Genomic DNA, 14,105 nt, shown 5'->3' with positions numbered 1-14,105 from the left:
TATGAAGCGAGTCATGGGACTCGATGTCGGATCGAAGACGATTGGTGTCGCGGTGAGTGACCTGATGGGATGGACGGCGCAAGGTGTGGAGACGGTCTACTGGACCGAACCTGACTTTGACGAAGCTGTCCGTCTCCTTCGTCCGTTCATCGAGCAGTACGATGTGAAAGAAGTCGTCGTCGGTCACCCGAAAAACATGAATGGGACAGTCGGCCCGCGCGGTGAGGCGTCCGAGGCATTTGCCGAGGCGTTCACAGAACAGACGGGTTTACCTTGTGTGTTGGTGGATGAACGATTAACGACGATGCAAGCGGAACGGATGCTCATTTCAGCAGATGTCAGCCGCAAAAAGAGAAAAGCGGTCATCGACAAAATGGCGGCCGTGATGATTTTACAAAACTACCTGGATCGTTCCGGGAAATAAGGAGGAATCTCTCATGGCAGAAATCCGTCGTGAAGAAGAAATGTACCGTATTCCAGATGAAAATGGAGACGAACATTTATTTGCAGAAATTTTCCGTATGACGAGCGACCGTTCGAAAAAGACATTTGTCGTACTTGAACCGGTCGGCGCACCAGAGACAGAAGACGAAGATACGATTGAAGTATACGCATTTGAAATTGAAGAACTTGAAGATGGCGAATTCATCTTGAAGCTCGTCGAAGACGATGAAGACTTCGAAGAGGTCATGGAAGCATTCGACATCGTCAATGACGAAGTCGGTCTAGACTAAATAGGGGACGGGCGGCTAGGGAATGTCCCTCGTCGCCTCTCTTTATAAAAAGAACAGGGGAGAAATGCATGAATCATCCATCTATGTCAGATGAGAAACGTGCCCGCAACCGGATCGTCCGTCGTATCACGGTTGTCATCCTGGCCATCTTCCTTCTCGTCATTGCCACAGGGTCGGCGCTCGCATATGTCTTTGTGAAGCGTTCCATCGAACCGATTGACCCAACTTCGACTGAAACGGTCGAGATTGAAGTCCCGCTCGGTGCCGGTTCGGGATACATTGGTGAATTACTAGAAGAGAATGGGCTTGTAAGGAGTAGCACGATTTTCCGTTTCTATACACGCTTTAAGAACGAATCGTCGTTCCAGGCGGGGACGTATACGTTATCTCCGTCACAATCAATCGATGAATTGATTGAAACGTTGCAAACAGGTAAAGTCATTGTGGTCCCTGATATCAAGCTCGTCATTCCAGAAGGATTCACGATTGACCAGGTGATTGCGCGACTTGCGAAAGTGGCCGAAATCCCGAAAGAAGAGATTTCTGAGCAGTTGAGCGACCGTGAATACATTCAGTCTCTCGTAAACGAGCATGAAATGTTGACGGAGGAAGTCTTGCAGGAAGGCATCTATCATCCGCTTGAAGGATACCTGTTCCCAGCCACATATGAATTCAATAAAGGCGTAACGCTCAATGAAATCATCGATGAGATGTTACTGCCAACCGAAAGTATGTATCAAGAATACAAAGATCGTTTAGCCGATTCAGGACGTACGTTCCATGAGACGCTCGCGCTCGCATCCGTTGTCGAGAAAGAGGCGGTGTCAACGGAAGACCGCAAAGAGATTGCCGGTGTGTTTGAGAATCGCTTAAATGACGGAATGAAGTTACAATCTGACCCGACCGTCTGGTACGGAACGGGGGAAACATCGATTTTCACTTCATTCGCGGACTTAGAGAACGACTCTCTATATAACACGTATCGTTATGAAGGCATTCCGATCGGACCGATTGCGGCCGTGAGCCGTGACGCATTTGAGGCGGTGCTCAACCCGAACGATACGGAGAACATTTACTTCTACGCGCGCCCTCCACGTGAAGGGTTCCCGAACGGGGAAGTCTTGTTCGAGGTCGACTATGAGGATCACCAACAAAACGTCAATAAGTACCGTTCCGAATGGGAAGCGTTTGAAGAAGCAAACAGTAATTGATGGGACGACCGGAAGCGGATGCTTCCGGTCGTTTGAATGAAGAGAGTTAAGAGGTGGAACGAGTGGACCATGCATCCTATGAGGGATATGTAGAAAAACTGATCAATGACCGCTCCCCGCTATTGACGGAGATGGAGGCGTTCGCGCGTGTCCATCACGTCCCAATCATGGATTTGACGGGTTCGGAAGTATTGCTCTCCTTATTGGCGATGCAACGGCCGACCCGAATTCTCGAAGTGGGGACGGCCTTCGGCTATAGTGCCATTCGCATGGCGGAGTTGTTACCCGATGCAGAAATCGTCACAATCGAGCGAAATGCTCGTCGTTTTGAAGAGGCGACGGGATTCATCAATCGATCGGATGTTCGCGATCGGATTACGCTCATTCACGGTGATGCCGTCGAATTGATTGGATCGATTGAAGGTGAATTCGATGCCGTGTTTATTGATGCGGCAAAAGGACAATATCAAAAATTTTTTGATGGGTATGGCGCTTTAGTACCAATTGGTGGTACGATTTACAGCGATAATTTGTTTTTACGAGGGGACGTCTTGCTAGAGGACGTGTCGGTTTTAGACCGACGCCGACGCCGGCTCGTTCGTCTCGTGAAGCAGTTTACTGAGCAATTGATGGCACGGACCGATTATCATACTGCAATTTTGCCCCTTGGTGATGGCCTAGCAATCAGTCGTAAATTACGATGAGGAGGACTTAACTTTGATGCAACATAAACCCGTCATTATTGGCGTGGCCGGGGGTACCGGATCAGGAAAAACGACCGTGGCCCGCGCTCTCGTCGATGCGTTTCAAGGTCAATCGGTCGTCATGATCGAGCAAGACGCGTACTATAAGGATCAATCAGAGATGACCATGGAGGAGCGGTACAAGACGAACTACGACCACCCCTTCGCCTTTGATAACGATTTGTTGATTGAACATATCCAACAGTTACAACAACATCAGGCGATTGAGAAGCCGGTCTATGACTATGCGGCTCACACGCGTTCAAGTGAAACCATCTTGATCGAGCCCGTCGATGTCGTCATCGTCGAAGGAATCTTGGCACTCGAGGATGCACGTTTGCGTGAATTGATGGATATTAAAGTGTTCGTGGATACAGATGCGGACGTTCGAATCTTGCGTCGCATGCAGCGTGATATCAATGAACGTGGACGTTCAATCGACTCGGTCGTGGCGCAGTACACGAATGTCGTCCGCCCGATGCATTTGCAGTTCTGTGAACCGACGAAGCGTTATGCAGACATCATCGTTCCTGAAGGCGGAGAAAACTTTGTTGCAATCGATTTACTCGTGACAAAAATCCGTTGGGTGCTCACTGAGCGCAATCGCGCTTGAGGAAATAAATCGTTTTCAATTCAACCCTAGCTGTAATATACTAGGAGACAATGAAGGAGTGACAGAAATGGCTGAAAAACAACACTATATGACGTTAGACGGAAAAGCGAAAATCGAACATGAATTAAACGAACTGAAGACGGTCCGCCGTAAAGAAGTCGTTGAAAATATTAAGATTGCTCGTGACTTCGGTGACTTGTCAGAGAACGCGGAATATGACGCGGCGAAAGAAGAACAAGCGATGGTCGAAGGACGCATCGCACAATTAGAAGAGATGCTCCGTAACGCGGTCATCATTCAAGATGATGCAGGCGATAACTCGGTTGTCTCAATCGGGAAGACGGTAACGTTCTTCATCCAAGAAGATAATGAAGACGAGACGTATACAATCGTTGGTGGAGCTGAGGCAGACCCGTTCACAGGGAAAATCTCGAACGAATCACCGATCGCCAAGGCACTTCTTGGTCGTACGATTGGTGATGTGGTCACGGTGCAAACACCAGGTGGCGACATGGTCGTCGAAATTAAAGAAATCAAATAAATTGTTGAGCGACCTCCTATTTGGAAGTCGCTCTCTTTCTGAGGAGGAAACGGAATGAAAGTAGGCATCATCGGCGCGATGGAAGAAGAAGTGAATTTACTTCGGAACGAGTTGACAGAACGAGTAGACACTGAAATCGCGAACTATCATTTTTATGAGGGCTATCTTGGAAACATGCAAGTTGTCATCTTGAAGTCAGGCATCGGGAAGGTCAATGCAGCCATCGGTACGACACTTTTGATTGATAAGTTCAAACCGGACGTTGTCATCAATACGGGTTCTGCCGGCGGTTTTAAAAAGGGAATGAAAGTCGGAGACGTCGTCGTCTCGACGGAAGTTCGTCATCACGATGTCGACGTGACGGCATTCGGATATGAATACGGACAAGTACCAGGCATGCCGCCGGCGTATGAGGCGGATGCCAAGCTCGTCAGCGTCTGTAAAGATGTCATTGAAAACTTGCCGGACGTGAACGTGCACCAGGGATTGATCGTGACAGGAGATTCGTTCATCAACGATTCGAAACGCGTGGCGGACATCCTCGGTCATTTCGATGGCGTCGCAGCCGTCGAAATGGAGGCTGCTCCGATCGCCCAAACGTGCTATCAGTTTGGTGTCCCGTTCGTCGTCACACGCTCGATTTCAGACAGTGCGGACGAAGAAGCGAATCTGTCGTTTGATGAGTTCTTGGAGACAGCATCGATCAATTCTGCGAAGATGGTCATGGCTGTCACGAAGCGTTTAGAACAAGCTTAATCCAGTCTACACGAGGAGGATGCATTGACATCCTCTTTTTATTCCCTTATATTAGTACCAGATACTAAGAATAGGGGTCGACGATATGAATATTGGAATCATCGGCATCGGGTCGTTCTTACCGGACAATCGGGTGACAAATATCGATTTAGAAAAACGAATGGATACGAGCGATGAGTGGATTCGTACACGTACAGGCATCGAGGCACGTCATTTGGCTGAGGGTGATGTGACGGTCGCGGATATGGCGACACGTGCCGCTGAACGGGCGTTACAGAGCGCGGGCGTCGCAATCGATGAGATTGAAGCGATCGTCTGTGCGACGGCTACAGCACCAGCCTTCCCGGCAACCGCATGTGTGGTGCAGGCGAATCTCGGAGCGAAAGCCGCTGTCGCCTTCGACGTGAGCGCGGCATGTAGCGGCTTCATCTTCGCGATGGACACGGCGAAGAGTCTCATGGATTCGAAAGGATTTAAAAAGACGCTCGTCATTGGCGCAGAGAAGATGGGAAGTCTAATTGATTGGGATGACCGATCGACGGCTGTCCTCTTCGGGGACGGAGCAGGGGCTGTCGTGCTCGGGGAAGACGAGATCGCTTCAATTGACTCACTTGTGCTCGGAAGTGACGGGACAGGTGGAAAACATCTGTATGAGAATGAAGAAGGTAAAATCGTCATGAACGGTCGCGAAGTCTTCAAGTTTGCCGTTCGGAAGATGCCCGAAATCGTGCTTGAAGCGCTAGACAAAGCAGACAAGACGTTGGAAGATCTTGACGTCCTCGTTCCACACCAGGCGAACCGTCGAATCATCGACGCTGCGATGGAACGGTTACACTTAGAAGAAGAGAAAGTGGTCATGACCATTCAAGACCATGCGAATACATCAGCAGCTTCCATTCCACTCGCATTGGCCGAGGCGGTCAAGTCTGGCAAAATCCAAGATGGACAAACGGTCGTCATCGCAGGATTTGGTGCTGGGCTCACGTGGGGGGCTAGCTGCCTGACATGGAATCACGCAACCATTACGGAGGGGAATCATTTATGAAACGAGTAGTAGTGACAGGATTAGGAGTCGTATCACCATTAGGAAACGATGTCTCAACAATGTGGGATCGCCTGTTAAAAGGGGATAACGCGATTGATACGTTGACGAAGATCGACATCAGTCAATACCCGGCCAAGGTCGGGGCGGAAGTGAAGGAATGGAACATCGATCATTTAGTCGAACCGAAGGAAGCGCGTAAGATGGATTCCTTCATCCAATATTCTTTACTTGCGGCAGACGCTGCCCATAAAGACAGCGGACTCGATGTGAAAGCGATCGCGGACGATGTCGGGATTTGGATCGGGAGCGGAATTGGTGGCGTCGAGACGATTGACAAACAGTCTGCCATCTTGCATGACCGTGGACCACGTCGCGTCAGCCCGTTCTTCATTCCGATGATGATTCCGAACATGGCGAGCGGACAAGTATCCATCTATCTTGGAGCAAAAGGACCGAGCAACTGTTCCGTGACGGCTTGTGCGTCAGGGACGAACTCCATTGGGGAAGCGTTCCGTGTCATTCAACGTGGAGATGCGATCGCCATGTTCGCAGGTGGAGCGGAAGCGCCAATCACACCACTCTCGTTCGCAGGTTTTTGTTCAAACAAAGCCCTTTCAACGAATCCAGACCCGAACACGGCGTGCCGTCCGTTCGATGAAAACCGTGACGGATTCGTCATGGGTGAAGGAGCCGGGGTGCTCGTCTTAGAGGAGTATGAACATGCAAAAGCACGTGGTGCGAAAATGTACGCTGAAGTTGTTGGATATGGGATGAGTTCGGATGCTTACCATATCACAGCACCATCCCCTGAAGCTGAGGGCGGATCAAAAGCGATGAGTGAGGCGATTCGAGACGCCGGAATCACGCCAGAAGATGTTCAATACATTAACGCGCACGGAACGAGTACACCACTCAACGATATGCTCGAGACGAAAGCGATTCGTCGTGTGTTCGGGGAACACGCTGATAAGCTCGCCGTCAACTCGTCAAAATCGATGATCGGTCACCTTCTTGGTGGTGCAGGTGGCGTCGAGGCCGTCATCACAGCATTATCGATTCACGAAGGCAAGATTCATCCAACGATTAACTGCGAATCACCAGCAGCAGATTGTGATTTGGATTATGTACGTGAAGGAAATCGGGAACTTGACATTCGTTATGCACTCAGTAACTCACTCGGCTTCGGGGGCCACAATGCGACACTCGCATTTGCAAAAGTGATGAACTGACGGTAGAAAAAACACATAAAAAAGGTTAGGGTATAAGGGTTGGTCTAACAGAAAGGAGTGCAACGAATGAAAAAGAAATCATTCATCGTGGCCGCCTTGTTAGGTTCAGTCCTTATCCTTTTTTTATTTATTTGGAACGAACAACGAGAGCAGTCACGCAAACTAGTACCAGTAGAAGAACAACAATTGACGATTTACGGGGAGTCACTTCCGACTCAGCCGGATGTCATGCTAGCAATCGATCCGTCATCTCAAACAATCCTGTCCCATCTCTATGAAGGCCTGTATCGATTCGGAGCAGACGGGTCCATCGAACCAGCGCTCGTTGAGAAGTTAGAGCGATCCGAAGATGGAACGGTCTATACATTCACATTAAAAGAGAGTGTGACGACAGAAGGGAATGCGATTGACGCGCAAACATTCGTCGATCACTTCCAAAAACTCGTGGACGTTGATACGAATTCACCGTTCAGCTTCTTACTAGCAGATGTTCAATCCGCAAAAGAAATCGGACTTGGCCAACAAGAACCGGATACGCTAGGGGTCAAGGCAATCGATGACCGGACGCTCGAGTTGACTCTTGTCCGTCCGATGGAAGGGTTCGAACAGATTTTGGCGATGCCCGCATTTTTACCTCAACCAAATGTGGAAGCATGGGAAGAACTAGAGACGAACGGTCCATTTAAAATCAAGGCAATCGGAGATACGACCATCTCGTTACATAAAAATGAAACGTACCGAGAAGCTGAACAGGTCACGCTTGAAACGATTACCATTAATAGTGAAGCGAACTTGACGGAAGCGACAGGGATGCAACCCGTCCCATACGATTTTGACGTTTCCACGATTGATAAGGAAATTTTGAACGTACAGGACGTTCCACGAAGTGGAGTCTTTTATTTAAAGCCGAATGTTAAAAAAGCCCCGTTTAATGATGTAGCGTTCCGACAAGCCATCGCATTGACGCTTGAGCGGTCGGAAATCGAGGATTCACTCGCGCGAGCGGAACAGACGACAGAACGATTACTCGTCATCGACCAAGAGGATGCGATCGCACAATTGGAAGGAAACGCCGACCAATTGTTTGACACCGTGAAGAAACGGCTGAAGAAAGATGAACTCGAAATCGAGCTGCTCAGCTTTGTCGATGACGAAGCGCGTCAAATCTCCGCACAATTAAAGAAGAATTTGGAACAGTTGGATGGTTTGACCGTTAACGTCATCGAGCTCCCCTTAGGAGAAAAAGTTAGGAAAGAAGTCTCAGGGGATTATGCGTTTTCTCTATCAGGCTGGCAACCGGACGATCCGATGTTATCCGCCTATTTGACTCAATTTGAAACAAACGACGTGTTGAATTCAAGTCGATATGCCAGCGAACCATATGATCAATTAATGGATCAGGCTCGCGCGACGGACCGATTGGAAGAGCGAAATGAGATCTTCCGAGAAGCGGAGGCACAGCTGTTAGAAGAGGCTGTTGTTATGCCAATCTATCAAGCTGGACGTTCTTATGTGATCGAGAAAGGTTATGACCATATCGGTTTTCCGGTCATCGGTCCTTCATATGTCCTAACCTTTGCGAAAAAATACGAAAATTGAGCTAAAAGCCCGCCACTGTAGGCGGGCTTTTTGACTATAGATAAAATTTTTTAGAAAAATCAAAATAAACACTTTGCAAAATTATCAGAATATTGTATTATTGCATCAACGGGATTTTGGTAACAAATACTGTCAGAAGAAATGACTGAATTTTCTACCATCATTCACTTCGTTAAAACGAAAAAATCAGGGGGTCATCGCAATGAATAAGAAAAAAGGTTTTGCTTTAGCATCATCGGTTACACTTCTATCTAGTGCATTCCTAGCTGCATGTTCGACAGGGGAAGAAGAAACAGGGTCTTCAAATGGATCAGGTTCGGAAGGTTCTGCAGACGAAGCGCAAGTCCTCAACTTGCTCGACAGTTCAGATATTCCTTCACTTAACCCGACACTCGCAACAGATGCTGTATCGTTCAACGTCTTAAACAACGTTAACGAAGGTCTCTACCGTATGGACAAAGAAGACAACCCGACTCCGGGTATGGCTGAAGACCACAAAGTTTCAGAGGACGGGAAAACGTACACGTTCAAAATCCGTGAAGGCGCGACTTGGTCAAACGGGGAGCCTGTCACAGCGAACGACTTCGAATACGCTTGGAAAGAAGTACTCAACCCAGATAACGCATCACAATATGCATACGTTATGTCAATCATCGAAGGCGCAGAAGCGTACAACACAGGTGAAGGCGAGCGCGATGCTGTAGGCGTTAAAGCAATCGACGATCAAACACTTGAAGTTAAATTGACAGCACCAGCTGACTACTTCCTCGGATTGACTAGCTTCGGCGTATTCATGCCAAAACTCGAGTCATTCGACAAAGAGCAAGGCGAGAACTTCGGTACATCTGCAGAGACGACTCTCTACAACGGACCGTTCAAACTCGACAGCTGGGAGCGCGAGCAAGGCTGGAAGATGGTCAAGAACGAAGACTATTGGGATGCTGAAGCAGTTAAACTTGAAGAAATCAACGTTAAAGTCGTCAAAGAAGTATCAACAGGTGTTAACTTGTATGAGAACGGTGACGTGGACCGCACAGGCTTGACTTCTGAGCTCGTAGCCCAGTATCAAGACAGCGAAGAGTTCTCAACTGTCGTTGAACCAACACTCTTCTACCTCCAGTTCAACACGGCTGTGGAAGAACTTAACAACCAAAAAATCCGTAACGCGATTGACAAAGCGTATGATAAAGCAGCAATCTCAGAAACGCTTCTTGCGAACGGTTCGATTCCTGCGAACTACCTCGTACCAAAAGATTTCGTAACAGGTCCTGACGGTAAAGACTTCCGTGAAGCGAACGGCGATATCGGTGGATACAACGTGGAAGAAGCTCAAAAACTTTGGGAAGAAGGGCTTAAAGAGCTCGGAACAGACAAAGTTGAGCTTGAGCTCCTCAACTATGACTCAGAGTCTGCGAAGCAAATCGGTGAGTTCATCAAAGGTGAACTTGAGAAGAACCTTCCAGGAATTTCGGTTTCAATCAAGCAACAACCGTTCAACAACAAACTTGACCTTGAGAACAAAGGTGAGTTCGAGTTCACATTCGCTGGATGGGGACCTGACTACCAAGACCCAATGACATTCGTTGACCTCTTCGTCACTGACGGACCATACAACCGTGGTAAGTGGTCGAATGAAGAATTCGATAAGTTGATCGAATCTGCGAAATCAAGCACAGATTCTGAACAGCGTTGGGCTGACCTTCAAGCTGCAGAGAAAATCGTTCTTGAAGAGAACGCAATCTCGCCAGTTTACCAACGTGGATCAGCTCGCCTCACGAAACCTTACGTTAAGGGAATCGTTGAGCACGCATTCGGTGCGGACTACTCTTACAAGTGGGCTTCAATCGAAGGCAAAGAATAATCAAATCATCTTACGAAGAGAGACAGGGACGCCTGTCTCTCTTTTTATGTAGATATTTGATACAAAAAAGAACGCTCAGCTGAGCGTTCTTTTTAACATCATTTACTTTTTCACTTTGACACGCTTGCGACTGAGACCCATCGCTTTCTCGATTTTTGCGAGATTCTTGTTCGCGACGGCTTCAGCCTTCACGCGACCGGCATCAAGGATTTCATCGAGTTCTGGTGAATCAATCAACTCGTGATAACGCGTTTGAATTGGTTCAAGCAGGGCAACGACCGCTTCAGCCACATCTTGTTTAAATGTTCCGTAGTTCGAATTCTCATATTGCTTGACGAGGTCATCAATTGAAGTGCCGGTAGAGAGTGAATAAATTTCCAACAAGTTTGAAATCCCTGGTTTGTTCTCCCAATCAAATGAGATGACACCACTCGAATCTGTGACGGCACTCTTGATTTTCTTGCGAATGACATTCGGCTCATCGAGCATCGAGATATATCCTTTGGCATTCGTATCCGATTTAGACATCTTCTTCACGGGATTCGTGAGAGACATGATCCGAGCGCCTTCTTTTTGAATGAGTGGTTCCGGCATCGTGAATGTCTCGTAATAACGTTTGTTAAAGCGTTCCGCCAAGTCACGAGTAAGTTCGATGTGTTGCTTTTGGTCGTCTCCGACTGGAACGAGTTCCGTATTGTATAACAAAATATCAGAAGCCATGAGCGTCGGGTAGACGAACAACCCTGCGCCTACATTCTCGCTGCCTTGCGACTTGTCTTTATACTGCGTCATACGACCGAGCTCGCCCATGCCGGCGATACAAGTTAACATCCAACCAAGTTGAGCGTGTGCTTTTACTTCAGACTGTACGAAAATCGTCGCTTTCTCCGGGTCGAGACCGGACGCGAGATAAAGTGCTGCTAATTTTCGCGTGTTGTTCATGAGCTCGACACGGTCGAGTTGAACAGTAATTGAATGTAAATCGACGATACAATAATAGGCATTGTTGTCGTCTTGTAGGTCGACGAATTGTTTCATCGCGCCAAGGTAGTTCCCAAGCGTCACGACGCCGGTCGGTTTGATTCCTGAAAAAATCGTTGCCATGTGAATACACCTCCGAAAAATATAAAAAACCGCAGTCGTCCTCCCGAATAAATCGGGACGAATAACCGCGGTGCCACCCAAATTTGCATATACTATGCCACTTGAACGCGTTAACGGGCGTGAACCGTCTCGCCATACTTTTTGTTCAGGCGAGCCACTCCGAAGTCCATTCATTCAATAACTTTTCATCTACTCACAGCACCGTAGACTCTCTGAGGAAAAGGGGAATTGAATTACTTGTCTTCATCCAAGTGTTCTTATTCTGCATTTAGTTTAGCACAGGATTCAAGTGACGAAAAGATTAAATCAAAGCGACGAGAAATGAGAGAGCGATACTTCCAACTCCGACATACACCCAGTTCCAAGCCGATTGTTTACGGAGTTGTCGATCTTCCGGTTCTTCTTCCTCATCTTCTTCATAGTCCGCGTCAATTTCTTTCAACTTTGCACGTCGATTACGCTTAAATCCGTACATGATTCCGTCAAATAGACCTGTTGCACTCATATGGGAGAACATCCCGATGGCAAATATCAGAATACCTGAAACGAACAAGCCGCCACTCAAATGAAACGTGAAGGACTCAGTTCGAAAATAGGAAAAAATTGACCACACCGTATAGAAAAGTGTGACAATCCCCCAAACAATCAATATATTTCGAAACTTTTTCAACGATGTAATCTCCTTTCGAGCGTTAGAGGGAATGCGTCAACATTCCGTGTTTCTTCTATGATACTAGGAAGGTAGGGCAAAAAGCGAGTAAGAATGTTAAATCAAATGAGAGCGTTTTATTCAATAGTTGACAGTTATATTAAAAATTTCTTACAATAGCCCTAACGTTCTTTCGTCGAATACTTTATGAAATATTCAGAAAATTAAAGAAAAAGTAAGATGTTTATTCGACGATCGGCTAGTTTTTTAAAACGAAAGGGGAAATCGCAATGAAGAAAAAATCGATTTTGCTCATGATGACAATCATCTTGGCACTCGGTTCAGTTCTCGCAGCTTGTTCGACAGGCGGAGACTCTGATGGCGGCGGTTCTTCTTCAAACGGAGAGAAAGTTCTTCGTTTGACGGATACGTCAGATATCACAACAGCCGATCCGGCTCTTGCTACAGACGCGGTCGCATTCAACTTGATCGCCAACACAATGGAAGGTCTTTACCGTCTTGATAAAGATGGAAATGCCGTCCCGGCACTTGCTGAAGGCGAACCAGAAGTAAACGAAGACGAAACGGTTTACACGTTCAAACTTCGTGATGCTGAATGGTCAAACGGGGAACCGGTCACAGCAAACGACTTTGTTTACGCTTGGCAACGAGCTGTTGATCCTGCAACAGGCTCACAGTACGCATACATCATGAACACAGTTAAAAACGCTGAAGCAATCAACACTGGTGACACACCAAAAGAAGAGCTTGGCGTAAAAGCAATCGATGAGAAGACACTCGAAGTTACACTCGAGCGTCCAGACCCATCATTCCTTTCACTTACTTCGTTCGGTACATTCACTCCGATCAACGAAGCATTCGCTACAGAAAAAGGTGAAGACTTCACGACTGGTCCTGAAAACCTTCTTTATAACGGACCGTTCACATGGACTAAATGGGATCGTGAACAAGGCTATGTCTTAACGAAAAACGAATCATATTGGGATGCAGAAAATGTTGCTCTCGACTCTGTTGATGTGAAAGTTGTTAAAGAAACATCTACAGTCGTCAACTTGTATGAAGCGGGCGATGTCGACTATGCTGGTCTCGCATCAGAGCAAGTCGCAGCATTCCAAGAGGATGAAGATTACAACACAGGTCTTCGTTCTGCAGTTGGTTACTTCAAGTTTAACCATGAAGATGAACTTTTCTCTGATGTAAATGCACGTAAAGCAATCGCACGTGCAGTCGACCCATCAGGAATTATCGATCAGCTCTTGAACAATGGTTCAGTAGCAACGACGTCATTCATCCCGAAAGACTTCATCAAGTATGAAGACGGAACGGATTATACAGAAGGCGTGGAATACTTCAAAACAAACACTGAAGAAGCTGCTTCACTTTGGGAAGAAGTAACCGGTGGAGAAGCAACAACAATCGAACTCCTCTCGTTCGACAGTGAAGTATCGAAACAAATCTCTGAGTACATGAAAGGTCAAATCGAGTCGAACTTGCCGAACGTAACGGTTGAGATCGCTCAACAACCTTTCAACAACAAACTTGAGCGTGAAGCAAAAGGGGACTACCAAATGTCATTCGCACTTTGGGGACCTGACTACCAAGATCCGCTTACGAACCTTGGTATCTTCACTTCAGACAATGGACAAAACGACATCAACTACTCGTCATCTGAGTATGACAAGTTGATTGATGAAGCATCTGCTGAAACAAGCATCGATGCACGTTACGACTTGTTCAAAGAAGCTGAAGCCCTCTTGATTGAACAAGATCAAGCAATCATGCCAATCTACCAAGCTGGTGTGGCATACTTGATCCGTCCAAATGTCGAGAACTTCAACCGTCAATTATTTGGTGCTGATTACCAGTACAAATACGTTGATATTAAGTAATGGAAGAAGGGGGCATGCTAACCGCATGTCCCCAATTTTCTAAAAAATTCTAGCGAAGTATGAGAAAATACTGTTCAAATGTTTTGTTGGTAAAGTATAATGTAGTAACA

The 14,105-nt window shown here is 47.1% G+C and carries 14 protein-coding genes and 1 other annotated feature; of the genes, 12 read left to right on the top strand and 2 right to left on the bottom strand.

The window, feature by feature from the left end:
• Position 1 precedes the first annotated feature (1 nt).
• The 11 genes from ruvX (at position 2) to KNO69_RS08945 (ending at position 10,332) form a co-directional block, all read left to right on the top strand.
• Entirely contained in the window at positions 2–424 is a 423-nt protein-coding gene (ruvX, locus tag KNO69_RS08995) for a Holliday junction resolvase RuvX (RefSeq protein WP_015881197.1), read from the top strand.
• Between the two features lie 13 nt (positions 425–437).
• The gene (locus KNO69_RS08990) at positions 438–734 is read left to right on the top strand and encodes a DUF1292 domain-containing protein (RefSeq protein WP_078146594.1); all 297 of its coding nucleotides are present in this window, start codon (positions 438–440) and stop codon (positions 732–734) included.
• 68 nt (positions 735–802) lie between these two features.
• The gene (gene mltG / locus KNO69_RS08985) at positions 803–1,945 is read left to right on the top strand and encodes an endolytic transglycosylase MltG (RefSeq protein ID WP_078146595.1); all 1,143 of its coding nucleotides are present in this window, start codon (positions 803–805) and stop codon (positions 1,943–1,945) included.
• 62 nt (positions 1,946–2,007) lie between these two features.
• Positions 2,008–2,649 carry an O-methyltransferase gene (locus tag KNO69_RS08980; protein WP_214817886.1) on the top strand — a complete coding sequence of 214 codons (642 nt, stop codon included), beginning with the start codon at positions 2,008–2,010 and terminating at the stop codon, positions 2,647–2,649.
• Between the two features lie 16 nt (positions 2,650–2,665).
• The gene (udk, locus tag KNO69_RS08975; protein ID WP_031421468.1) at positions 2,666–3,301 is read left to right on the top strand and encodes a uridine kinase; all 636 of its coding nucleotides are present in this window, start codon (positions 2,666–2,668) and stop codon (positions 3,299–3,301) included.
• A gap of 67 nt (positions 3,302–3,368) precedes the next feature.
• A complete protein-coding gene (gene greA / locus KNO69_RS08970) occupies positions 3,369–3,842 on the top strand; it encodes a transcription elongation factor GreA (RefSeq protein WP_015881202.1) in 474 nt (157 codons plus the stop codon).
• A 54-nt stretch (positions 3,843–3,896) separates the two neighbouring features.
• Positions 3,897–4,598, top strand: coding sequence for a 5'-methylthioadenosine/S-adenosylhomocysteine nucleosidase (gene mtnN, locus KNO69_RS08965; RefSeq protein ID WP_015881203.1), 702 nt, complete (start codon positions 3,897–3,899; stop codon positions 4,596–4,598).
• A gap of 85 nt (positions 4,599–4,683) precedes the next feature.
• Positions 4,684–5,643 carry a beta-ketoacyl-ACP synthase III gene (locus KNO69_RS08960; protein ID WP_078146596.1) on the top strand — a complete coding sequence of 320 codons (960 nt, stop codon included), beginning with the start codon at positions 4,684–4,686 and terminating at the stop codon, positions 5,641–5,643.
• On the top strand, positions 5,640–6,872 hold the full coding sequence (gene fabF, locus KNO69_RS08955; RefSeq protein ID WP_214813879.1) for a beta-ketoacyl-ACP synthase II: 1,233 nt from the start codon (positions 5,640–5,642) through the stop codon (positions 6,870–6,872). Before KNO69_RS08960 ends, fabF begins: the two co-directional genes overlap by 4 nt.
• Positions 6,873–6,938: 66 nt before the next feature.
• Positions 6,939–8,471 carry a peptide ABC transporter substrate-binding protein gene (locus KNO69_RS08950; protein ID WP_214817423.1) on the top strand — a complete coding sequence of 511 codons (1,533 nt, stop codon included), beginning with the start codon at positions 6,939–6,941 and terminating at the stop codon, positions 8,469–8,471.
• Between the two features lie 202 nt (positions 8,472–8,673).
• The gene (locus KNO69_RS08945) at positions 8,674–10,332 is read left to right on the top strand and encodes a peptide ABC transporter substrate-binding protein (RefSeq protein WP_214817421.1); all 1,659 of its coding nucleotides are present in this window, start codon (positions 8,674–8,676) and stop codon (positions 10,330–10,332) included.
• A gap of 102 nt (positions 10,333–10,434) precedes the next feature.
• On the opposite strand, the gene trpS is transcribed toward KNO69_RS08945, so the two are convergent.
• Entirely contained in the window at positions 10,435–11,436 is a 1,002-nt protein-coding gene (trpS, locus tag KNO69_RS08940) for a tryptophan--tRNA ligase (RefSeq protein WP_214817418.1), read from the bottom strand.
• A gap of 50 nt (positions 11,437–11,486) precedes the next feature.
• Positions 11,487–11,695 (bottom strand) — a binding site (T-box leader).
• Positions 11,696–11,737: 42 nt separating this feature from the next.
• Positions 11,738–12,106 (bottom strand): DUF3899 domain-containing protein, encoded by a 369-nt coding sequence (locus KNO69_RS08935; RefSeq protein WP_159562017.1) that lies wholly within the window; start codon positions 12,104–12,106, stop codon positions 11,738–11,740.
• 269 nt (positions 12,107–12,375) lie between these two features.
• Here KNO69_RS08935 and KNO69_RS08930 point away from each other — a divergent pair, with 269 nt between their 5' ends.
• Positions 12,376–13,995: a peptide ABC transporter substrate-binding protein gene (locus KNO69_RS08930; RefSeq protein WP_074037428.1), complete on the top strand. Its 1,620-nt coding sequence runs from the start codon at positions 12,376–12,378 to the stop codon at positions 13,993–13,995.
• Positions 13,996–14,105: the final 110 nt, after the last annotated feature.

This window comes from Exiguobacterium sp. s131 (assembly GCF_018617345.1).
GTDB lineage: Bacteria > Bacillota > Bacilli > Exiguobacteriales > Exiguobacteriaceae > Exiguobacterium > Exiguobacterium profundum.
The sequence above is the reverse complement of the archived record's forward strand: the minus strand, read 5'-3'. Positions and strand labels throughout refer to the sequence as shown.